Origin of the sequence: Thermus parvatiensis (assembly GCF_001535545.1) — a bacterium.
GTDB lineage: Bacteria > Deinococcota > Deinococci > Deinococcales > Thermaceae > Thermus > Thermus parvatiensis.
The window spans coordinates 1,361,314-1,382,573 of sequence record NZ_CP014141.1 but is presented as its reverse complement, the minus strand read 5'-3'; the positions used below and the strand labels follow the sequence as shown (position 1 = coordinate 1,382,573).

20 protein-coding genes, 3 tRNA genes and 4 pseudogenes are annotated in these 21,260 nt (G+C 69.1%); 13 read left to right on the top strand and 14 right to left on the bottom strand.

The features are described from left to right. The first annotated feature begins 17 nt into the window (after positions 1-17). The 4 genes from metH to greA all read left to right on the top strand — a co-directional run bounded on the left by metH (position 18) and on the right by greA (position 6,773). Positions 18-3,575, top strand: a complete 3,558-nt coding sequence (metH, locus tag AV541_RS07550; RefSeq protein ID WP_060384622.1) for a methionine synthase — start codon at positions 18-20, stop codon at positions 3,573-3,575. Positions 3,576-3,648: 73 nt separating this feature from the next. Beyond that, complete coding sequence (locus AV541_RS07545; protein ID WP_008631999.1) at positions 3,649-5,511, top strand: aminodeoxychorismate components I/II; 1,863 nt, start codon at positions 3,649-3,651, stop codon at positions 5,509-5,511. Then, the gene (locus AV541_RS07540) at positions 5,508-6,248 is read left to right on the top strand and encodes an aminotransferase class IV (protein WP_060384621.1); all 741 of its coding nucleotides are present in this window, start codon (positions 5,508-5,510) and stop codon (positions 6,246-6,248) included. The genes AV541_RS07545 and AV541_RS07540 overlap by 4 nt, the downstream gene beginning before the upstream one ends. Positions 6,249-6,305: 57 nt before the next feature. Further along, entirely contained in the window at positions 6,306-6,773 is a 468-nt protein-coding gene (greA, locus tag AV541_RS07535) for a transcription elongation factor GreA (protein ID WP_011172708.1), read from the top strand. Here greA and recO read toward each other — a convergent pair. Next, positions 6,760-7,424 (bottom strand): annotated as a pseudogene (gene recO / locus AV541_RS07530) (DNA repair protein RecO). The gene greA and the pseudogene recO overlap by 14 nt on opposite strands. Before the next feature lie 22 nt (positions 7,425-7,446). Between recO and AV541_RS07525 the strand changes: the two are divergent. The 3 genes and pseudogenes from AV541_RS07525 to AV541_RS07515 all read left to right on the top strand — a co-directional run bounded on the left by AV541_RS07525 (position 7,447) and on the right by AV541_RS07515 (position 11,026). After that, the gene (locus AV541_RS07525; protein ID WP_008632003.1) at positions 7,447-7,677 is read left to right on the top strand and encodes a hypothetical protein; all 231 of its coding nucleotides are present in this window, start codon (positions 7,447-7,449) and stop codon (positions 7,675-7,677) included. A gap of 18 nt (positions 7,678-7,695) precedes the next feature. Next, positions 7,696-8,453: pseudogene (locus AV541_RS07520) on the top strand (TIGR00282 family metallophosphoesterase). After that, positions 8,450-11,026 (top strand): phosphoenolpyruvate carboxylase, encoded by a 2,577-nt coding sequence (locus tag AV541_RS07515; protein ID WP_060384620.1) that lies wholly within the window; start codon positions 8,450-8,452, stop codon positions 11,024-11,026. Before AV541_RS07520 ends, AV541_RS07515 begins: the two are co-directional and overlap by 4 nt. A 92-nt stretch (positions 11,027-11,118) precedes the next feature. Here the strand turns inward: AV541_RS07515 and mscL are convergent, their stop codons facing one another. The 5 genes from mscL to AV541_RS07490 all read right to left on the bottom strand — a co-directional run bounded on the left by mscL (position 11,119) and on the right by AV541_RS07490 (position 13,004). After that, positions 11,119-11,490 carry a large conductance mechanosensitive channel protein MscL gene (mscL, locus tag AV541_RS07510; RefSeq protein WP_060384619.1) on the bottom strand — a complete coding sequence of 124 codons (372 nt, stop codon included), beginning with the start codon at positions 11,488-11,490 and terminating at the stop codon, positions 11,119-11,121. Positions 11,491-11,542: 52 nt separating this feature from the next. Then, positions 11,543-11,618, bottom strand: a tRNA-Arg gene (locus AV541_RS07505). A gap of 35 nt (positions 11,619-11,653) precedes the next feature. Then, a tRNA-Gly gene (locus AV541_RS07500) sits at positions 11,654-11,730 on the bottom strand. Between the two features lies 1 nt (position 11,731). Continuing rightward, positions 11,732-11,808, bottom strand: a tRNA-Pro gene (locus tag AV541_RS07495). Positions 11,809-11,879: 71 nt separating this feature from the next. Next, a complete protein-coding gene (locus AV541_RS07490) occupies positions 11,880-13,004 on the bottom strand; it encodes a transposase (RefSeq protein ID WP_008630830.1) in 1,125 nt (374 codons plus the stop codon). Positions 13,005-13,202: 198 nt separating this feature from the next. Between AV541_RS07490 and tatA the strand changes: the two genes are divergently transcribed. Next, on the top strand, positions 13,203-13,364 hold the full coding sequence (tatA, locus tag AV541_RS07485) for a twin-arginine translocase TatA/TatE family subunit (RefSeq protein ID WP_008632009.1): 162 nt from the start codon (positions 13,203-13,205) through the stop codon (positions 13,362-13,364). Here the strand turns inward: tatA and AV541_RS07480 are convergent. From AV541_RS07480 to AV541_RS07460, 6 genes and pseudogenes are all read right to left on the bottom strand, one after another. Next, positions 13,361-14,427: pseudogene (locus tag AV541_RS07480) on the bottom strand (tetratricopeptide repeat protein). The gene tatA and the pseudogene AV541_RS07480 overlap by 4 nt on opposite strands. 11 nt (positions 14,428-14,438) lie before the next feature. Continuing rightward, positions 14,439-15,688, bottom strand: a pseudogene (locus tag AV541_RS07475) (ATP-dependent protease ATPase subunit HslU). Then, a complete protein-coding gene (gene hslV / locus AV541_RS07470) occupies positions 15,685-16,251 on the bottom strand; it encodes an ATP-dependent protease subunit HslV (protein WP_011172716.1) in 567 nt (188 codons plus the stop codon). The pseudogene AV541_RS07475 and the gene hslV overlap by 4 nt, the downstream one beginning before the upstream one ends. A 10-nt stretch (positions 16,252-16,261) precedes the next feature. After that, a complete protein-coding gene (locus tag AV541_RS12530; protein ID WP_244880499.1) occupies positions 16,262-16,411 on the bottom strand; it encodes a hypothetical protein in 150 nt (49 codons plus the stop codon). Next, positions 16,378-16,629 (bottom strand): nucleotidyltransferase domain-containing protein, encoded by a 252-nt coding sequence (locus tag AV541_RS07465; protein WP_244880498.1) that lies wholly within the window; start codon positions 16,627-16,629, stop codon positions 16,378-16,380. Before AV541_RS07465 ends, AV541_RS12530 begins: the two co-directional genes overlap by 34 nt. Further along, positions 16,626-17,009, bottom strand: a complete 384-nt coding sequence (locus AV541_RS07460; protein WP_060384618.1) for a HEPN domain-containing protein — start codon at positions 17,007-17,009, stop codon at positions 16,626-16,628. Before AV541_RS07460 ends, AV541_RS07465 begins: the two co-directional genes overlap by 4 nt. Before the next feature lie 73 nt (positions 17,010-17,082). On the opposite strand from AV541_RS07460, the gene AV541_RS07455 reads away from it, so the two are divergent. From AV541_RS07455 to AV541_RS07435, 5 genes are read left to right on the top strand one after another with little or no spacing between them, the layout of a single operon-like run. Then, entirely contained in the window at positions 17,083-18,477 is a 1,395-nt protein-coding gene (locus AV541_RS07455; RefSeq protein WP_011228083.1) for a sigma 54-interacting transcriptional regulator, read from the top strand. Beyond that, on the top strand, positions 18,467-18,769 hold the full coding sequence (locus AV541_RS07450) for a nucleotidyltransferase domain-containing protein (protein ID WP_060384617.1): 303 nt from the start codon (positions 18,467-18,469) through the stop codon (positions 18,767-18,769). Before AV541_RS07455 ends, AV541_RS07450 begins: the two co-directional genes overlap by 11 nt. Then, entirely contained in the window at positions 18,754-19,140 is a 387-nt protein-coding gene (locus tag AV541_RS07445) for an HI0074 family nucleotidyltransferase substrate-binding subunit (protein ID WP_008632019.1), read from the top strand. Before AV541_RS07450 ends, AV541_RS07445 begins: the two co-directional genes overlap by 16 nt. After that, a complete protein-coding gene (locus AV541_RS07440) occupies positions 19,137-20,360 on the top strand; it encodes a vWA domain-containing protein (protein WP_060384616.1) in 1,224 nt (407 codons plus the stop codon). The genes AV541_RS07445 and AV541_RS07440 overlap by 4 nt, the downstream gene beginning before the upstream one ends. Then, a complete protein-coding gene (locus AV541_RS07435) occupies positions 20,360-20,584 on the top strand; it encodes a hypothetical protein (protein ID WP_008632021.1) in 225 nt (74 codons plus the stop codon). The genes AV541_RS07440 and AV541_RS07435 overlap by 1 nt, the downstream gene beginning before the upstream one ends. Here AV541_RS07435 and AV541_RS07430 read toward each other — a convergent pair. After that, complete coding sequence (locus tag AV541_RS07430; protein WP_050927512.1) at positions 20,581-20,949, bottom strand: nucleotidyltransferase domain-containing protein; 369 nt, start codon at positions 20,947-20,949, stop codon at positions 20,581-20,583. The two genes, AV541_RS07435 and AV541_RS07430, sit on opposite strands and share 4 nt — an antisense overlap. After that, positions 20,867-21,259, bottom strand: a complete 393-nt coding sequence (locus AV541_RS07425) for a HEPN domain-containing protein (RefSeq protein WP_238529979.1) — start codon at positions 21,257-21,259, stop codon at positions 20,867-20,869. The genes AV541_RS07430 and AV541_RS07425 overlap by 83 nt, the downstream gene beginning before the upstream one ends. Position 21,260 lies beyond the last annotated feature (1 nt).

Genomic DNA, 21,260 nt, shown 5'->3' with positions numbered 1-21,260 from the left:
CGCTACACTAGCGGGATATGGTGGAGGTCCACGCCTGCAGCCCCGGATGCCGCCACCACCTCGGGGGGGCGGGCTGGGGGGATGCCCCCTTGGTGCGCCTCGGCTACAACAAGGAGGCCCGGGCGAAGAAGTTTCCCTACCTCAAGGCCCTTCTGGAGAGGCCCCTGGTCTTTGACGGGGCCATGGGTACCGAGCTCCAGAAAAAAGACCTCACCCCCGAGGACTACGGCGGGGAGGCCTACTTCGGTTGCCCCGAGGTCCTGAACCGCACCCGGCCCGAGGTGGTGCGGGAGATCCACCTCGCCTACCTCGAGGCCGGGGCCGAGGTCATAGAGACCAACACCTTCGGGACCCTAAGGCACGTTCTCGCCGAGTACGGTCTTGAGGAGGAGGCGGAAGAGCTCGCCTTCCTCGGGGCCCGGATCGCCCGGGAGGCCGCCGACCCCCACGGGGCCTTCGTGGCGGGGGCCTTGGGCCCGGGCACCAAGCTCGTCTCCTTGGGCCAGATCTCCTGGGACGCGCTCTACCGGGCCTACAAGGAGGCGGCCCGGGGGCTTCTTCGGGGCGGGGTGGACCTCATCCTCTTGGAGACCGCCCAGGACATCCTCCAGGTGCGCTGCGCCGTCCTCGCCGTACGGGAGGCCATGGCCGAGGTGGGGCGGGAGGTGCCCCTCCAGGTCCAGGTGACCTTTGAGGCCACGGGGACGATGCTCGTGGGCACGGACGAGCAGGCGGCCCTGGCTGCCCTGGAAAGCCTCCCCATAGACGTGGTGGGGATGAACTGCGCCACGGGCCCCGACCTCATGGACAGCAAGGTGCGCTACTTCGCCGAGCACAGCACCCGCTTCGTCGCTTGCCTCCCCAACGCAGGCCTCCCCCGGAACGAGGGGGGGAGGGTGGTCTACGACCTCACCCCCGAGGAGCTCGCCAAGTGGCACCTCAAGTTCGTGGCCGAGTACGGGGTGAACGCCGTGGGGGGGTGCTGCGGCACGGGGCCCGAGCACATCAGGAAGGTGGCCGAGGCGGTGAAGGGGCTTCCCGCAAGGCCAAGGCCTAAAAGCTTCCCGCCCCAGGTGGCCTCCTTGTACCAGGCGGTGCCCCTCAAGCAGGAGGCGAGCCTTTTCCTGGTGGGGGAGCGCCTGAACGCCACGGGGAGCAAGCGCTTCCGGGAGATGCTCTTCGCGAGAGACCTCGAGGGCATCCTCGCCCTCGCCCGGGAGCAGGTGGAGGAGGGGGCCCACGCCCTGGACCTCAGCGTGGCCTGGACGGGGCGGGACGAGCTTGAGGACCTCCGGTGGCTCCTTCCTAGCCTCGCCACCGCCGTCACCGTCCCCGTCATGGTGGACTCCACCTCCCCCGAGGCCATGGAGCTCGCCCTCAAGCACCTCCCGGGCCGGGTCCTCCTGAACTCCGCCAACCTCGAGGACGGCCTAGAGCGCTTTGACCAGGTGGCCTCCCTGGCCAAGGCCCACGGGGCGGCCCTCGTGGTCCTCGCCATTGACGAGAAGGGGATGGCCAAGACCTGGGAGGAGAAGGTGCGGGTGGCCCTGAGGATGTACGAGCGCCTCACGGAGCACCACGGCCTCCGCCCCGAGGACCTCCTCTTTGACCTACTCACCTTCCCCATCACCCAAGGGGACGAGGAAAGCCGCCCCCTCGCCAAGGAGACCCTCCTCGCCATGGAGGAGCTACGGGAGAGGCTTCCCGGGGTGGGCTTCATCCTCGGGGTTTCCAACGTCTCCTTTGGCCTAAAGCCCAGGGCCAGGCGGGTCCTGAACTCCGTCTTCCTGGACGAGGCCCGCAAAAAGGGCCTCACCGCGGCCATCGTGGACGCGGGGAAGATCCTTCCCATAAGCCAGATCCCCGAGGAGGCCTACGCCTTGGCCCTGGACCTCATCTACGACCGCCGCAAGGAGGGCTTTGACCCCCTCCTCGCCTTCATGGCCTACTTTGAGGCCCACAAGGAGGACCCGGGGAAGAGGGAGGACGCCTTCCTGGCCCTTCCCCTCCTGGAGAGGCTCAAGCGCCGCGTGGTGGAGGGGAGGAAGCAGGGCCTCGAGGCCGACCTGGAGGAGGCCCTAAAGGCGGGGCACAAGCCCTTGGACCTCATCAACGGCCCCCTCCTCGCGGGGATGAAGGAGGTGGGGGACCTCTTCGGGGCGGGGAAGATGCAGCTCCCCTTCGTCCTCCAGGCCGCCGAGGTGATGAAGCGGGCGGTGGCCTACCTCGAGCCCCACATGGAGAAGAAGGGGGAGGGCAAGGGCACCCTGGTCCTCGCCACCGTCAAGGGGGATGTGCACGACATCGGCAAGAACCTGGTGGACATCATCCTCAGCAACAACGGCTACCGGGTGGTGAACCTGGGGATCAAGGTGCCCATTGAGGAGATCCTGAAGGCCGTGGAGGCGCACAAGCCCCACGCCGTGGGCATGTCGGGCCTCCTGGTGAAGAGCACCCTGGTGATGAAGGAGAACCTGGAGTACATGCGGGATAGGGGCTACACCCTCCCCGTGATCCTGGGCGGGGCCGCCCTCACCCGGAGCTACGTGGAGGAGCTTAGGGCCATCTACCCCAACGTCTACTACGCCGAGGACGCCTTTGAGGGCTTAAGGCTCATGGAGGAGCTCACGGGCCACGCCCCTCCCGAGCTCACCCGGAAGGCCCCAGCTAGGCCCAAGCGGGAGGCCCCCAAGGTGGCGCCCCGCGCTCGGCCCGTGGGGGAGGCCCCCGCCGTCCCCCGGCCCCCCTTCTTCGGCGTGCGGGTGGAGGAAGGCTTGGACCTCGCCACCATCGCCCACTACGTCAACAAGCTCGCCCTCTACCGGGGCCAGTGGGGCTACAGCCGCAAGGGGCTTTCCCGGGAGGCGTGGCAGGCCCTGGTGGAGCGGGAGGCGGAGCCCGTTTTCCAGAGGCTCCTCAAGGAGGCCATGGCGGAAGGGTGGCTTGAACCCAAGGTCCTCTACGGCTTCTTCCCCGTGGCCCGGGAGGGGGAGGAGCTTCTCGTCTTCTCCCCAGAGACGGGGGAGGTGCTGGAACGCTTCCGCTTCCCCCGGCAGAAGGGCGGGGGCCTGAGCCTCGTGGACTACTTCCGCCCCCGGTTTGCCGCGCCTTTGGGGGACGAGGCGGACTGGATGCCCAAGGAGGCCTTCCGGGCGGGGGCCCGGGACGTCCTCGGGGTCCAGCTCGTCACCATGGGGGAGGCCCCTTCCCGAAAGGCCCAGGCCCTCTTCCAGTCCGGGGCCTACCAGGACTACCTCTTCGTCCACGGCTTCAGCGTGGAGATGACCGAGGCCCTGGCGGAGTACTGGCACAAAAGGATGCGGCAGATGTGGGGCATCGCCCACAAGGACGCCACCGAGATCCAGAAGCTCTTCCAGCAGGGCTACCAGGGGGCCCGCTACTCCTTCGGCTACCCCGCCTGCCCGGACCTCGCCGACCAGGCTAAGCTGGACCGGCTCATGGGCTTCCACCGGGTGGGGGTGCGCCTCACGGAGAACTTCCAGCTGGAGCCGGAGCACGCCACCAGCGCCCTCGTGGTCCACCACCCCGAGGCCCGCTACTTCAGCGTGGACTAAACCCACCAGGGGAGCTTCTTTTCGGGGAAGGCCTTGGGTGCTTGACCATCCTTGCCCTCAATATACTGCGCCTATGGCCGGGGGTCTGCTTGGGCTCTACCACGCCGCCCGGTGCTCGGGCCTGAGGCCCGCCCTCCTGGAGTCCTTGGGGCCGAGGACGCCCTTTTCCCGGCTTTCCCTCCTCGGGGTGGGCCCTGCGCACCGCCTCGAGGTCTGGGAGGGGAGGCTCTACCTGGACGGCAGGCGGGTGGGGGAGGCCCTGGAGGTCTTCCGCTACCTGGAAAGGGGCCTGGGCAAGGGCTTCTTCCCCGCCTGGATCGGGTTTTTCGCCTACGAGTTCGCCCGCCACCTGGGGCTTCCCGCCCACAACCCCCTCCCCGGCCTCCCCGAGGCCTTCTTCCTCTACTACCCCGAGGGGTACGCCCTCTTTGAGGGGAGGCTCGTGCAGGCCCCCTCCTTCCCCTTGCGGCCCCTGCCCTACGCCCCCCCGCCCCTTCCCCGCCACCCCCTGGTCTCGGACTTCCCCCGGGAGGCCTTCTTGCGCGGGGTGGAGGAGGTGCGGGAGAGGATCCGGGCCGGGGTGGTCTACCAGGTGAACCTCTCCCACCGCTTCCGCCTCCTAGGCCTCGTGGACCCCCTCCTCCTCTACGCAAGGCTTCGCGCCCTGAACCCCTCCCCCTTCATGGGGCTAGTGGAAGGGGAGGGGTGGGCCGTGGTCTCGGGGAGCCCGGAGAGGCTCTTCCAGAAGGTGGGCCCCAGGGTCTTGGCCCGGCCCATCGCCGGGACGCGGCCTAGGGGAAGGACGGAGGCGGAGGACCTGGCCTTAGAGCGGGAGCTCCTTGCCTCTACCAAGGAGCGGGCGGAGCACGTGATGCTCGTGGACCTCCTCCGGAACGACCTCGCCCGGGTGGCCCGCCCGGGGACGGTGCGGGTCCGGGAGCTTTTCACCGTGGAGCGCTACGCCCACGTGATGCACCTGGTCTCCGAGGTGGAGGGCCGCACCGGGGCCTCCTTGGGGGAGGTCTTCCGGAGCCTCTTCCCCGGGGGGACGATCACCGGGGCCCCCAAGGGAACGGTGATGGAGGCCATAAGGGACCTGGAGCCCGTCCCCCGGGGGGCCTACACGGGGAGCCTGGGGTACGTCTCGGGGCGGGGGGCGGACTTCAACATCCTCATCCGCTCCTTCCAGAGGGTGGGGGAGGAGGTCCTCTTCTCCGCGGGGGCGGGCGTGGTCATCGCCTCGGAGGCGGAGCGGGAGTACGAGGAGACCCTCCACAAGGCGCAAAGCCTCCTCCTGGCCCTGGAAAGGGGGAGGCCGGGGAAGCCCCCCGAGGTCCCGAGGTCCCGGGCCTCCTGGAGCCCGCCCATGCCCTCGAGGCGGTACGGGGCCCGGGTCCTCTTCCTGGAGAACCGGGACTCCTTCAGCCACAACCTGGTGGACTACCTGCGGGCCCTGGGGGCCGAGGTCGCGGTGGTGGACCAGGAGGAGGCCCCGGACCTTAAGGGCTTCACCCACCTGGTGGTGGGCCCCGGGCCCAAGGACCCCTTCACCGCGGGGCGCGTCCTGGAGTGGACGGAGAAGGCCCTGGCGGCGGGGCTTCCCCTCCTCGGGGTCTGCCTGGGCCACCAGGCCCTGGGGGTGGCCCTGGGGGCGGAGCTTTACCGGGAGGCCCCCGTGCACGGGGAGGCCCACGCCGTCTTCCACACCGGGGAGGGCCTCTTTAGGGGGATCCCGAGCCCCGCCCCCTTCGCCCGGTACCACTCCCTGGCCTTAAGGCGCCTTCCCCCGGGGCTTAGGCTCCTCGCCTGGACGGAAGACGGCGTGCCCATGGCCATCTGGGACGGGAGGCGGGCCTACGGGGTCCAGTTCCACCCGGAAAGCCTCCTTTCCCCTTACGGCATGCTCCTTCTCGCCCGGTTCCTGGAGGTGGGATGAGGCTTTTAAACGGCACGCCCCTCGCCCTCGCCCTCCCCGAGGCCTTCCTCTACCACGGGGCGAGCGTCTTCACCACGCTCCGGGCGGAAGGGGGAAGGCTCCTTTGGCTTGAGGAGCACCTGGCCCGCCTCCGCCGCCACGCCCTGGCCCTGGGGCTTTCCTACCCGGGGGACGAGGCCTTCCTCGAGGACCTCGAGGCCCTCCTCCGGGCCTTTCCCAAGGCGCCCTGCCTCCGCCTCCGCTTCACCGTGGGGGAGGGGGTGCGGCTCTCCGAGGCGAGGCCCTACGCCCCCCTGCCCCTTTCCCTCTACCGGGAGGGGGTCCGGGTCCGCCTCACGGGCTACCGGGTCCACCCCGACCTCGCCCGCTACAAGACGGGGAACTACCTCCCCTACCGCCTGGCCCTGGAGGAGGCCCGGAAGGAGGGGGCCTTTGAGGGCCTCCTCCTGGACGCCTTCGGTCACGTGGTGGACGGGAGCCGCACGAGCCCCCTCCTCTTCCGGGAGGGGACGCTCTACCTCCTGGAGGGGGGCCTCGAGGGGATCACCCGGGAGAAGGTGGCGGAGGCCGCCCGGGGCCTGGGCCTCCGGGTGGAGCGGAGCCTCTTTCGCCCCGAGGGGCTCCGGGGCCACCTCCTCCTCGCGGGAAGCGGGGTGGGCCTCCTCCCCGTGGGGCCGCCCCCTTCCGAGCTCCTTCCCCTCATAGAGCGCTTCCTTCCCGCCTGCTATACTGAGTAGCGGTACCGCCAGCCCAAAGGCCTTGGGCTGGTGCCCCTTTTTGCACGGGAGGAGCCCATGAAGAAGCCCGTCTACCTGACCCCGGAAGGCTACCGGCGCCTTCAGGAGGAGCTCAACCACCTGAAGACGGTGAAGCGCCAGGAGATCTCCGCCGACTTTGAGCAGGCCCTGGAGGAGGGGGACCTTAGGGAGAACGCGGGCTACGACGAGGCCCGGCGGGCCATGTGGCAGAACGAGGCCCGGATCGCCCAGCTGGAGGACCTCCTCTCCCGGGCGGTCATCGTGGAGAACGGCTCCTTTGACCAGGTGGCCTTAGGCTGCCAGGTGGAGCTGGAGACCGAGACCGGGGAGCGGCTTTCCCTGGCCATCGTGGGCAGCCACGAGGCGGACATCTTCAGCGGCAAGATCTCCGACGAGTCCCCCCTGGGCCAGGCCCTCCTCGGCAAGAAGGTGGGGGACGTGGTGGAGATCCGGGGCAAGAAGGGCGCCCAGGTCTACACCATCCTGGAGATCAAACCCCTATAGCCTCGGCCGAGCGCAAGGGCCCCAGGGCCTCCTCCGCGTGGGCCTTGAGCGCCAGGAAGAGCCGGTTTAAGGGGGCCCCTTCCAGGTGGGGAAGGGCCTGGGCCCCGGGGAGGCGGAGGGTGGCCTTTAAGGCCTCCACCCCCTCCCGCCCCAGGTAGACCCCCTCCTCCCCGAGCCTCCCCCCCTTCAGGCGGAGGCCCTCCCCTTCCAGGTTGGGCCCGACCCCCCCCGCCTTGGCCACCCGCCAGCCCGCCCAGACCAGGGGAAGGAGGGGGTCCTCGTGCTTGGCGATCCCCCGGAGGCCCGAGACCAGAAGGGGGTAGATCCTGGGGGCGGCCTCGGGGGAGGCCAGGCGGTAGGCGAGCTCGGCGAGGAAGGCGGCGAGGAGGAAGCGGCGGGGCGCCTCCAGGCCGTGGAGCCTGCCCAAAAGCTCCGCCTGGGTCAGGGTGGGCAGGCCCTCCCCTTGGCGTAGAGCTGGAAGCGCACGTGGTGGAAGAGGGAGAGCCTCCCCGTACGCCCCGTGGGCCTCTGCCCCTTCCGGACCACCGCCTCGAGGCTCCCCTTGGGCGTCACCAGGCGGAGGAGGAGGTCCCCCTGGGGCAGGGGCTTCCGGCCCACCACGATGCCCTCTTCCAGCTGGTAGCGTCCCACCTTTCCAGTGTATGCTGGAGCCATGGAGCGCACGCTGAGGGACATCCTGGAGTGGGTGGTGCTGGGGCTTTTGGTGGTCGTGGGGGTGCTCCTCGCCTTCTGGCTCGGGGGGTGGATCTTCACCTTCCTGGGCAAGGTCCTCCTCGCCCTCTCCGACCTGATCCTCCTCCTACTCAAGTACGCCGTGCCCGTCCTCATCCTGGCGGCCATCGGGTACGGGGTCGTCTACCTCCTCCAGCGGCGGCGGGCCTAAGCCGTAAGCAAGCCTCCCATGCGGGTTCTCTTCATCGGGGACGTGATGGCCGAGCCGGGCCTCCGGGCGGTGGGCCTCCACCTCCCGGACATCCGCGACCGCTACGACCTGGTCATCGCCAACGGGGAAAACGCCGCCCGGGGCAAGGGCTTGGACCGGCGAAGCTACCGCCTCCTGCGCGAGGCCGGGGTGGACCTCGTTTCCTTGGGGAACCACGCTTGGGACCACAAGGAGGTCTATGCCCTCCTGGAGTCCGAGCCCGTGGTGCGCCCCCTCAACTACCCCCCGGGAACCCCGGGCAAGGGGTTTTGGCGGCTGGAAGTGGGCGGGGAAAGCCTCCTCTTCGTCCAGGTGATGGGCCGGATCTTCATGGACCCCCTGGACGACCCCTTCCGCGCCCTAGACCGCCTCCTGGAGGAGGAGAAGGCGGACTACATCCTGGTGGAGGTGCACGCCGAGGCCACGAGCGAGAAGATGGCCCTGGCCCACTACCTGGACGGCAGGGCCAGCGCGGTCCTCGGCACCCACACCCACGTCCCCACCCTGGACGCCATGCGCCTGCCCAAGGGCACCCTCTACCAGACCGACGTGGGCATGACCGGGACCTACCACTCCATCATCGGGGGGAGGTGGAGACCTTCCTCGCCCGCTTCCTCACGGGCCGCCCCCAGCCCTTCCGCGCCGCCCAAGGCAAGGCCCGCCTCCACGCCACGGAGCTCGTCTTTGAAGGGGGGAGGCCCGTGGCCATAAGCCCCTACGTCTGGGAGGAGCCGTGAGCCAGGACCCCTTCGCCCTCCTCAAGGCCGAGGTGGACCTCCTCGGCCGCCTCCTCGGGGAGGCCATCTGGACCCTCTCCGGGGAGCGCTTCTTCGCCCTGGTGGAGGAGGTGCGGGCCCTCGCCAAGGCCCGCCGCCAGGGGGACGAGGCGGCGGGGGAGGCGCTTTTGGCCCGGGTGGAGGGGCTTTCCACCGAGGAGGCCGAGGCCTTGGTGCGGGCCTTCACCCACTACTTCCACCTGGTGAACCTGGCGGAGGAGCGGCACCGGGTGCGGGTGAACCGCCTAAGGGCCCAGGCCGAGACCCTGGAAAGCCCCAGGCCCGAGGGTTTCCTGGCCCTGGCCAAGGCGCTTAAGGAGCGGGGGCTTTCCCTGGAGGAGGCCGAGGCCCACCTGAACCGCCTGGAGCTCCTCCTCACCTTCACCGCCCACCCCACGGAGACCCGGCGCCGCACCCTGCGCCACCATCTGGAGGCCCTGCAGAGGGAGCTGGAGGCGGGGGATAGGGAAAGGCTCGCCGCCCGGGTGGCCCTCCTCTACGGCACGGAGGAGGTGCGCAAGGCCCGCCCCACGGTGGAGGACGAGATCAAGGGGGGGCTTTACTACCTGCCCACCACCCTGTGGGAGGCCGTGCCCCGGGTGGTGGCGGGCCTCGAGGCCGCCCTGGAGAGGGTCTACGGGCGAAGGCCCCGCCTGAAAAGCCCCGTGCGCTTTAGGAGCTGGATCGGCGGCGACCGGGACGGCAACCCCTTCGTCACCCCCGAGGTCACCGCCTTCGCCGGGCGCTACGCCCGGGAGGTGGCCCGGAGGCGGTTTTTGGAGGCCCTCGAGGACCTCGTGCGCGACCTCTCTTTGGCCGAGACCCGCGTCCCCGTCCCCCGGGAGGTGCGGGAGAGGGGAGAGGGGGTGGAGCGCTTTCCCGGGGAGCCCTACCGCCGCTACTTCGCCGCCCTGTACCGGGCCTTAGAGCGGGAGGAGGCCACCACGGAAGGGCTTCTTGCCGCCCTGAAGGCGGCGGAGCGGGGGCTTAGGGAGGTGGGGCTTGGCCGGGTGGTGGAGGCCTTCTTGGATCCCTTGGAGGCCCGCCTTTCCGCCTTCGGCCTGGAGCTTGCCCCCCTGGACCTCAGGGAGGAGTCGGGGAGGCTTCTTGAGGCTGCGGCCGAGCTCCTCCGGGTGGGCGGGGTCCACCCCGACTTCCTCGCCCTTCCCCAGGAGGAGCGGGAGCGCCTCCTCACCGAGGAGCTCAAGACCGCCCGCCCCCTCCTCCCCGTGGGGGAGGCCCCGGAGGGGGAGGCCCTAAGGGTGGCCCTGGGGGCCCTGAAGGCCTGGCGGGACAAGGGGGCCCACGTGGTCTCCATGACCCATCACCCGGAGGACCTCCTCGCCGTCTTCCTCCTCGCCCGGGAGGTGGGGCTCTACCGTCCCGGCCAGCCCCTACCCTTTGACGTGGTTCCCCTCTTTGAGACCCTGGAGGACCTGAGGCGGGCCCCCGGGGTGCTCCGCCGCCTTTTGGAGAACCCCGTCTTCCTGGCCCACGCCCGGGGGCGGGGCGGGGTGGAGATGATGATCGGATACTCCGACTCCAACAAGGACGCGGGCTTCCTCATGGCCAACCTCGCCCTTTACGAGGCCCAGGAGGCCTTAAGCCGGGTGGGGGAGGAGGTGGGGCTTCCCGTCTACTTCTTCCACGGTCGGGGGACCTCCACGGCGAGGGGCGGGGGCCCCGCGGGCCGGGCCATCGCGAGCCTCCCGCCCCGGAGCGTGGGGCGGAGGATCCGCCTCACGGAGCAGGGGGAGGCCCTGGCGGACCGGTACAGCCACCCCGACCTCGCCGTGCGCCACCTGGAGCAGATGCTGTACCACTTCGCCCTGGCGGCCCTGGGCCCCGGCCAGGAGCCCGAGGCGCGCTGGCGGGAGGCCCTGGCCCAGGCGGCGGAGGAGAGCACCCGCCGCTACCGCGCCCTCCTCCAGGAGGAGGGGTTCTTTGACTTCTTTGAGGCCTTCACCCCCATCCGGGAGATCGGGGAGCTTCCCATCGCCAGCCGCCCCGTGTACCGCCGGGGGCGGGTGCGGGACATCCGGGACCTCCGGGCCATCCCTTGGGTCATGGCCTGGACCCAGGTCCGGGTTCTCCTGCCCGGCTGGTACGGCCTCTCTGCTCTGGAAGAGCTTCCTTTGGACCTTCTCCGGGAGATGTACCGGGGCTGGCCCTTCTTCGCCTCCACCCTGGAGGCCGCGGCCATGGCCCTCGCCAAGGCGGATATGGGGGTGGCCCGCCTCTATCTGCGCCTGGTCCCCGAGCCCCTGAGGTTCTTCTACCGCCGGCTCGCCGAGGAACACGCCCGCACCGTGGCCCTTTTGGAGGCCGTCTTCCAGGCCCCCCTCCTCCACAACCAGAGGACCCTGGAGCGGCAGATCCGGCTCCGCAACCCCTACGTGGACCCCATCAACATCGTCCAAGTAGAGCTGCTCCGCCGTTACCGGGCCCCGGGAGGCAAGGAGGACGAGGCCTTGAGGCGGGCCCTTCTCCTCTCCATTCTGGGCGTGGCGGCGGGCCTCAGGAACGCGGGTTGAAAACGTCTGCTGGGTTGCCGGCCTAAGGCTTGGGGGCTGCTCCAAGCCGAAGCTCGGTTTGGGGTACCTGGCGTTTTTCTTCTGGGGCCGGCTCAGGTCTTTTTTCTAAGTTCTTCCAAGATCTCCCGAAGAAGCCGGATCTCCTCTGGAGGCTCCGGGGGAGGGGTTTCCTGGGGCGGCTTCCGGAGGCGCTTTTGCGCTTCCCGCATGGGCACCACCAGGAAGTAGACGGTCGTCCCCACGATCAGGAAGTTGAGCAGGGCGTTCAAGAACCTGCCCAGGGCGATGGGTCCCAACCTGATTCCGGAGAAATCCGGCACCCCACCCAGGGCGCCGATAAGAGGGGTGATCACGTCCGCCACCAGGCTGCTCACCACCTGGCTAAAGGCCGTGCCGATGATCACGGCCACCGCCAGATCCACCACATTTCCCCGCATCAAGAAGTCTTTCAAATCCCTCCACATAAATCCCCCCACAAGAAAGGCTACCCACCCCTGGGGTTTTCCAAGATAAAAATGGCGGGCCCGGAGGGATTCGAACCCCCGACCTACCGCTTAGAAGGCGGCTGCTCTGTCCACTGAGCTACGGGCCCAAACAGGGAGCCGGGGCTAAAAGCCCCGGCCAGGCTGGAGCGGGAGACGGGATTCGAACCCGCGACCCTCGGCTTGGAAGGCCGATGCTCTACCAAGCTGAGCTACTCCCGCGTGGTCGGGGCGGCCCGATTTGAACGGGCGACCCCCTGCTCCCAAAGCAGGTGCGCTACCGGCCTGCGCTACGCCCCGGGGCTTCGGCCGCCCACCCGTCAGCATAGCCCTTGCCGCCTGGCGGGTCAAGGCGTGGTAGTATCAGGGCTTTACCCAAAACTCCTTCCTCGCCCTCCCTTAGCCTGCTTCAAGAGTTCTTGGGTGACTTCATAGTTGAGCAGGCGAACCAGGCCCCTCAGGAGCAGGTACGGACCATCCCTCTCGCTGGGCAGCCCCAGCTTGCCCCCGAGCTGCAAAAGAAACCCCTTGAACGGATCCCCCAACCGCTCAACTTCCCAAAGGAACACCGCCAGCCCCAGCAAAACCGCCACCACCTTCCGGATCCGGGCAAGCCCCCGCACCTGGAAGGTCTCAAGCCCCAGCCCCGTCTTCAAAAGCCGGAAGAACCGCTCCACCTCCCACCGCCTGCGGTACGCCTCCACCACCCGCGCCGCCTCCTCCCTCCCCCTCACCGGCAAGCTGGTCAGTAGCCACCACTCCCCACGCCGCCCCAGGGCTGGCACCCGGCAGACCACCAGGTGGAGCCGCCTCCCCTCCACCTCCACCTCCCTCCATCCGAAGTGGAGCCGCACCCGCTGGTACCTGCCCCCTACCCTCAGCTCCACCTCCTCCCCACAGGGAAGGGCCAGGGAAGAAGCCACCTTCGCCAGAGAACCCCCCTCCCCAAGCTTCCGGTCCCGGTAGACCCGCACCACGAACTCCTCCCCCAGGGCCAGCACCTGCCCAAACACCTTCCGGTCGTCAAACCCCCGGTCCGCCACATACACCAGCCTCCTGCCCACGCCCCCCAATCGCTCCCGGGCCGCCTCAATGGCTCCCTCCACCTCCTTGGGCAGGCTGGCAAACCCCCTCTCCCCGTAGGCCACCAGGTGGGCGTACCCCAGGGCCAGCCGCCCCGCGGGGTCCAACCCCAGGGCGGTGAGGAGCTCGTACCCGGGCCGCCTATCCTTCCCCACCCGGGCTATCCCCTCCAGGGCCCGGGCATAGGGCTTGACCACCGGGCTCAGGTCCAGGAGGACCAGAACCTCCTCACCCTCCAGGGCAGTCGCGCTCTCCTGATAGACCCGGTCAAGGAGGGCTTCTGCCTCCACCCGTGGGTTGGACAGGAAGCGGTAAAGGGCTTTGGCCTGGTGGAAGCGGTTCTGGAGGGGAGAAGGGAGCGAGGCCACCATCTCGCTCACCCGGGCTGAGCCTGCGGCCAAGGCGCCCCGCACCACCTCTTCAAACCGTCGGTGGAGGCGCTTATCGGGGGAAAACGCTCGCAAAACGGCCCGTGAACTCCTGGAGCCTGGCCTCGGCCACCTTGAGCATGTCCATGGATCACCCCCGGTACCAGATACGGGCTGCGCCCGCAAGGGGAGATTTACCACGAAACGGAGATGTGGGTAAAGTCCTGGTGGTAGTATGGGGCCATGCACCTCGGACCCATGGAGATCATCCTCATCCTTCTCATCGTCCTCCTCCTCTTCGGCGCCAAAAAGCTTCCCGAGCTCGCCCGCGGCATCGGCCAGGCGGCCCGGGAGTTTAAGAAGGGGATCCAGGAGGAGGAGAAGAAGGAGGAGCCCAAGGCTTAGAGGCGCTTCAGCACCTCTTCGGCCTCTTTGTAGTCCGGCTTAAGCTTCAGGGCCTCCTGGCACTGGTAGCGGGCCCCCTCCTTGTCCCCGAGCTTCTCGTTCGCCAGGCAGAGGCTGTAGCGGTACTCCGCCCGCTTGGGCTCGAGGCGCACCGCCACCGTGAGCCGGCTTTTCGCCTTCGGGTAGTCCCCGAGGGCCAGGTAGACCTGCCCCAGGTAGTAGTAGGCGGCGGGGAAGCGCAAGGGAGCGAGGGCCACGGCGTTTTCCAGGGCCACCCCCGCCTCCTTGGTCCGCCCCAGGGCGAGGTAGGCCTGGCCCAGGGTGTACCAGCCCTCGGCGTTCAAGGGCTTGATCCGGTGCCCCTCCTCCAACACCCGGGCCGCCTCCTCCGCCTTCCCCTTGAGGAGGAGGGCGGAGGCGTACCGCACCCGCAGGTCTAGGTCCTTGGGGGCCTGCTCCAGGGCCTTGGCGTACTGGGCCAGGGCCTCGTCCAGGCGGCCCATGGAGAGGTAGAGCTCCGCCAGGGTGGAGCGGATCTCGGGGGTGTCCTCGAGGGCCAGGGCCTGCTTGAGGGAGGCCTCCGCCTTGTCCCGCTCGCCCAGAAGGGCGTAGACCAGGCCCCGCTGCAGGTGGAGGGGAGCGTAGCGGGGGTTGATCCGCTCGGCGTCCTTAAGGACGGAGAGGGCCTGCTCCAGGTAGCCCTTGCCCCGCTCCCGGTCCTCCGCCTGCCGGTAAAGGGCCACGTAGGCCTCGGAGAGGACCATGTAGCCCCCCAGGTAGCGGGGGTTGCGGGCCACGAGGGTCTTGCCGTTCTCCAGGGCAGGGTTCACGAGCCCGAGCTTGAGCTGGGTCCGGGCGAGCCAGTAGAGGGCCTCGGGGTCCCGGGGGTTCTCTTTTAGGGCCCGCTCAAAGAGGGTGAGGGCCGCGTCGTACCGCCCCAGGGCGTAGAGCTGGACTCCGAGCCTTAAGGGGTTCTGTTCCGCCGTCTGGGCCGCGGGGGAGGCGGCGTCTGGGCCAGCCCCCCGGCGGCGAGAAGTCCTGCGACCACCAACAGCCAGCGCATCCTTACCTCCTTCACAACACGAAACGGGTGAGGTCCGGGGAGGCGAAGACCGCCTCCAGCCGCTTCTCCACGTAGGCCCGGGTGATCTCCACCCGGCCGAGGTCCGTCTGGAAGCTCACCTCTTCCAGGACCTTCTCCAAAACGGTGGCGAGCCGCCTCGCCCCGATGTCCTCGAGCTCTTGGTTCGCCCGGTGGGCCGCCTGCGCGATGGCCCAAAGGGCCTCGTCCTCAAAGACGAGCTCGGTGCCGTCCGCCTTAAGGAGCTCCGTGTACTGTCGGATGAGGGAGTTCTCCGGCTCCTTGAGGATGCGGTAGAACTCCTCGGGGCCCAAGGGGGAAAGCTCCACCCTGATGGGAAACCGCCCCTGGAGCTCGGGGATCAGGTCCGAGGGCTTGGCCACGTGGAAGGCCCCGGCGGCGATGAAGAGGACGTGCTCCGTGGAGATGGGGCCGATCCTCGTGGAGACCACCGTCCCCTCCACGATGGGGAGGAGGTCCCGCTGCACCCCTTCCCCGGAGACATCCGGCCCCACAGCGCCCTCCTGGCGGGCCACCTTGTCGATTTCGTCAATGAAGACGATGCCCTCCTCCTGGGCGCGGCGCCTCGCCTCCTCCTTGAGCTCCTCCTTGTCTATAAGGCGCTCGGCGTGCTGGTTCTTCAGCACCTCCCGGGCCTCCCTCACGGTCATGCGGCGGCGGACCGGGCGCCGGGGGAGGAGGCCTTTGAGCATCTCCCCCATGCCCCCGAAGGCCTCGCCCCCCAGGACCCCCATGAAGGGGAGGGAGACCTCCTCCTCCACCTGGACCTCCACGAAGTGGCCGTCCAGGCGGCCCGAGCGGACCTCGGCCACCGAGGTGCGAAGCAGGGTGGCGAGCTCCTCCTCGGCGAGGGCCAGGGCCTTTTCCTCCACCCTCTTCTTCATCTCCTCCAGCACGAGCTGGTAGCTCGCCTCCGCCAGGTCGCGGACGATGGAGTCCACGTCCCGGCCCACGTACCCCACCTCGGTGAACTTGGTGGCCTCCACCTTCACGAAGGGGGCCCCGGCGAGGCGGGCGAGGCGGCGGGCGATCTCCGTCTTCCCCACCCCCGTGGGCCCGATCATGAGGATGTTCTTGGGGGTGACCTCCCGGGCGATCTCCGGGGGAGCTTCTTGCGGCGGTAGCGGTTCCTTAAGGCCACGGCCACCGCGCGCTTGGCGGCCTCCTGGCCCACGATGTGCTTGGAGAGCTCCCGGACGATCTCGGCGGGCGTCAGGTTCATGCTTCCCCCAAAGTGAGGACGGTCACCTGGCCCGAGGTGTAGAGGTCCACCTCGGCGGCGATCCTTAGGGCCTCCGTGGCGATCTCCTTGGCGGAAAGCCCCGTGTGCCGGTAAAGGGCCTTGGCGGCGGCGAGGGCGTAGGGGCCACCGCTTCCCACCGCGAGGAGGGGCTCCTCCGGGGTGATCACCTCCCCGCTTCCCGAGAGGAGGACCATGCTCTCCCGGTCCGCGGCCACGATCATGGCCTGGAGGTGGCGGAGGACCCGGTCGGTGCGCCAGAGCTTGGCCGTCTCCACCGCCCCCTTCAGGAGGTTCCCCTTGGCCTCCTTGAGCCGTTCCTCAAAGCGCTCCAGGAGGGCCATGGCGTCGGCCACGCCCCCGGCGAACCCCACGAGGACGCCTTCCCCCACCTCCAGCTTCCGCACCTTCACCGCTCCCCGCTTGAGCACGGTCTGGCCGAAGGTGACCTGGCCGTCCCCGGCGAGGGCGGTGACCCCGTCCTTGCGGACGGCGAGGATGGTGGTGCCGTGAATCTCCACGCCGCCAAGATACCCTCGGGGCATGAGAAGGGCGTTAGGCTAGGCGGCGTAGGGCCTCCCAGGCCCCCTCCCGCTCAAAGAGGAGCTTCCCTTCCCTGAGGGCGGCCGGGACCACGCCGAACCCCCCCTTGAGGCCCTCCACGGCCTCGCTCAGGGTGTAAGGGAAGACCTCCACCCGGCGCACCCCTTCCGGGCGGTAGCGCACGAGCCTTTCGGGAAAGGGAAGAGGGGTGTCCCGGAGGAGGACGAGGAGGTCTGCGTCGCTGAAGGCGGTGGCCTCCCCCGGGCCAGGGAGCCGAAGAGGACCACGGCGAGGACCTCGGAGCGCTCCCCTAAGGCCTTGGCCGCCTCGGCCACCTCCTTAAGGCGGGCCTTAGGGTCAAAGCGGAAGACGCGGGTCAAAGCTTTTCCTCCACGAAGGCCAGGATCCTTCGGGCTAGGTCCAGGGCCTCCTCCGCCTCGAGGCGGGTGTAGTGCCGGGCGGCGGGGCCCGCCGGGTGGGCGTCCGGGTAGCGGGTGGGGATGTAGTACTTGTCCAAGACCTTGGCGGCCTCCACCAGGTCCTCGGGTACGTCCACATCCTCGGGAAGGTCGGCCAGGAGGTCCAGGATGGAGTGGCCCCAGGCCACCTGGCCCCGGGCCAGATGAAGCCCCTTGAGGGCGGCCTCGGCGGCCTGTTGCGCGGCGAAGCAGGCCCAGGCGTAGTCGCCTAGGCCCAAGCTTCCCTGGGCGTGGCGCAGGTTGTGCCTCGCCTGCTCCAGCCAGTCCCGGGCCCGGTTCACCCCCTTATTATCCCACGCTCCAGGGGAACCCACGGCACACACCCCGCCTATCCCTTCCCCTAGACTGGTAAGGGTGAAGGCCAAGACCCTAGGCGAACTCAGGCGCACCTACCCCCTGGAGAAGCTCCGCCGCACCGTGAAGGACGAGGCCAGGGAGAACCTCCGGGAGAAGCTCAGGCGTGGGGAGAGGCTTTTTCCCGGCATCCACGGCTACGAGGACACGGTGATCCCCGCCCTGGTCCAGGCCATCCTCGCCAAGCAGAACTTCATCCTCCTCGGCACCCGGGGCCAGGCGAAAAGCCGGATCCTGCGGAGCCTCACGAGCCTCCTGGACGAGGAGGTTCCCGCCCTCGCCACGGAGCTTCGCGACAACCCCCTCCACCCCATCTCCCCCGAGGGAAAGCGCCTCCTGGAGGAGGCCGGGGACGACGCCCCCATCGTCTGGCTTTCCCGGGAGGACCGGTACGTGGAGAAGCTCGCCACCCCCGACACCACCGTGGCCGACCTCCTCGGGGACATGGACCCCATCAAGGCGGCCAGGCGGGGCACGGGGATGGCGGACCTGGAGAGCATCCACTACGGCCTCCTGCCCCGGGCGAACCGGGGGATCTTCGCCGTGAACGAGCTCGCCGACCTCGCCCCCAAGGTGCAGGTGGCCCTTTTCAACATCCTCGAGGAGGGGGACGTCCAGATCCGGGGCTACCCCCTCCGGCTTCCCCTGGACGTCTGGCTCGTCTTCACCGCCAACCCCCAGGACTACACCGCCCGGGGGCGGATCGTCACCCCCTTGAAGGACCGCATCGGGAGCGAGATCCGCACCCACTACCCCCGCTCCTTGGAGGAGGGCGCCCGGATCAGCGCCCAGGAGGCCTACGTGCCGGAGGGGGTCCTGGTCCCGGAGTGGGTGAGGCTTTCCGTGGAGGCCGTGGCCTTCGTCGCCCGGGAGGACCGCCGCGTGGACCAGACGGCGGGGGTTTCCCAGCGCCTCGCCATCAGCCTTTTGGAGGTGGTGGCGGCAAGCGCCGAGCGCCGCGCCCTCCTCCACGGGGGAAGGCCCGTGGCGAGGCCCTTGGACCTCTACCAGGGGCTTCCCGCCATCACCGGGAAGCTGGAGTTGGAGTACGAAGGGGAGCTCCAGGGGGCGGAGAGGGTGGCGCGGGAGATCGTGCAGCGGGCCTTCGGCCTGGTTCTTCCCCGCTACCGCTTAAGGACCGAGCCCATCGTGGCCCACTTTGAGGAGGGGAACCTCCTCACCCTGCCCGAGGGGGACGTGGAGGAGGCCCTTAAGGCCATGGCTGGGGTCCCGGGGCTTCTGGAGGCGGCCCGGGCCCTGGCCGAGGGGGAAGCCCCTGAGGTTTTGCTGTCCGCCGGGGAGTTCGTCCTCGAGGGCCTGGTGGGCCGAAGGAAGCTCTCCCGGGGCGAGGCGACCTACCAGGCGGCGGAGCGCCCGAGGAGCTATGGCAACTAGCCTGGACCGGGACAAGGAGGCGGTCCTAAGGGCCCTGAGGCCCTTCCTCCAGGGCACGGGGGCGAGGCTTTTCCTCTTCGGCTCCTTCGCCCGGGGGGAGGGAAGGCAAGCCTCCGACCTGGACCTCGCCCTCCTCTCCCCCGTACCCCTTAAGGACCTCATGCCCCTCCTCCGGGAGGCCCTGGAGGAGGCCCCCGTGGTGCGGCGGGTGGACCTCGTGGACCTCGCCGAGGCCGAGCCCGCCTTCCGGGAGCGGGTGCTTAGGGAGGGGGTGCTTTGGGCCGAGTTCTAGAACGGATCCAGGTCGCGGAGAAGGCCCTGGCCACGCTGAAGGAGCTGGCCTTCTTGGAAGACCCGAGCCCGGTGGAGCGGGACGCCGCCATCCAGCGCTTTGAGTACACCTTTGAGGCCTTCTGGAAGGCCCTCCAGGCCTACCTCCGGGAGGTGGAGGGGCTGGAGGGGGCAAGCCCCAAGGGAGTTATCCGCCTGGCCCGGGAGGTGGGTCTACTCAGGGACGAGGAAGCCCGCCTGGCCTTGGGCATGGTGGACGACCGCAGCCTCACGGTCCACACCTACAACGAGGACCTGGCCCGGGCCCTCTTCCGACGGCTTCCGGACTACGCCAGGCTCATGGAACAGATCTTGGGGAGGTTGCAACGATGAAGGCCATCCGCTATAGCCGCTACGAGGGAGGCCTGGAAGAGCTTCCCCCCGAGGAGATCCTCTCCCTCCTGGAGGACTTCCTCCTGGACTCGGGGTTTTCCGACCCCTTCCAGCGCTACGACTCGGACCCTAACCGCCAGCCCACCCTCGAGGACCTCTACGACGCCCTCCTCCAGGCCCTCCTCCAAAACGAGCTGGTGCCGGAAGACTGGCTCCGCGAGGCCCGCTTCGCCGACCGCAAGGAGGAGACGAGGCTCTACCAGGCCATCCAGGGGATGATCCGGAAACTCCAGGAGGCGGGCTACCTGCGCCTTCCCGGGGAGGACCCCACGGAGCCCGCCCAGGGCGGCTACCGGGGCGAGGCGGGGGAGGCCCGCCTGGAGCTCACGGAGAAGGCCTCGGACTTCCTCGGCCTGAAAAGCCTCCGGGAGCTCCTCGGGGCCCTGGGCCGCAACCCCCCGGGCCTCCACCCCACCCCCCACCACGCCCCCGGGGTGGAGAAGACGGGGGAGACCAAGCCCTGGGAGTGGGGGGACCCCTTGGACCTAAACGTTCCCGAGACCCTCAAGAAGGCCATGGCCAAGGGGCTGGAAGGCCTTTCCCACGAGGATCTGGTCATAGACCTCGCCGAGTACACCGCCAGCATGAGCACCGTGGTCCTCCTGGACTGCTCCCACTCCATGATCCTCTACGGCGAGGACCGCTTCACCCCGGCCAAGAAGGTGGCCCTCGCCCTCGCCCACCTCATCCGCACCCAGTACCCCGGGGATAGGGTCCGCTTCGTCCTCTTCCACGACACCGCCGAGGAGATCCCCCTGGCCAAGCTCCCCCTGGCCCAGGTGGGCCCCTACCACACCAACACCAAGGCGGGCCTGGAGCTCGCCCGGACCCTCCTTAAGAAGATGGGCGGGGAGATGAAGCAGATCATCCTCATCACCGACGGCAAGCCCTCCGCCCTCACCCTGCCGAGCGGGGAGATCTACAAAAACGCCTGGGGCCTGGACCCCCTAATCCTGGCCGAAACCCTAAAGGAGGCCACCTTGGCCCGGCGGGAAGGCATCCCCATCCACACCTTCATGCTCGCCCGGGAACCCGAGCTTCTCGCCTTCGTGAAGAAGCTTGCCCAGATCACCCGGGGCAAGGCTTACCTCACGAGCCCCAGGAACATCGGCAAGTACCTCCTCCTGGACTTCCTCAACAAGAAGGTGCGGAGGAACTGATGCGCCCCTATAGGCTAAGCCTCATCCTGGAGCGCCTTAGGCAGCCCAAGCCCCGGCCTAAGCCTCCTCCCGCCCTGGTGCGGGCCTACCCGGAGGTGCGGACCCCCCTCTCCCTCGCCCTCCCCTACTACGCCGCCCGGAGGGAGGGGGGCTACGCCCTCATCCCCTGGGACCGGTACATGGAGGAGGCGGAGAGGACGCTGGAGGAGGTGGCCCGCCCCTAGCCCTTCCGCTCGGCGAGAACCCGGCCCTCCGCCAGGGCTCGCCGGGCCAGGGGATTGGCCTCGGCCTCCTTCGGGGTGTAGACGAAAAGGTCCACGGGAAAACCCAGATCAGCGAAAAGGGGAAGGTAACGCCCGGGGCGCTCCAGGAAGGGGGGAGCCTCCCCCACGAGGAGGAGGAGGTCGGCGTCGCTCCGCGGCGTCGCCTCTCCCCGGGCCAAGGAGCCGAAGAGGACCACGGCGAGGACCTCGGGGAAGGTGGCGAGGAGCTCGGCCGCCTTTTCTTCAAGGGCCTGAAGAAGTCTCTCCCGGTCCAGCCAGAACACTTTGACCGAACCGTAGGATTTCTCCTGCACAAAGGAGCGCATCCCGAGCCTCCTCCTCTCCATAGTAGTCTAGAGGGGCACCCGCCTCCCAGCTGTCCGGATAGCGCGTGGGGATGTAGAGCCGATCCAACACCAGGGCGCAGCGCCTGAGCTCGGGGGTCAAGTTGAGCCGTTCGTGAAGACCGGCCAAGAGGTGGGTGAGCGCGTGGCCGAAGGCCTCGGCCCCCAAGGCGAAATAAACCGCTTTGAGGGCTTTCTCCGCCGCCTGATGGGCGGCGAAGCAAGCCCATTCCCAGTGGCCAAGCTCCAGGCTCTTTTGGGCGTGCTCAAGGTCCCGCTCGGCTTGCCGCATC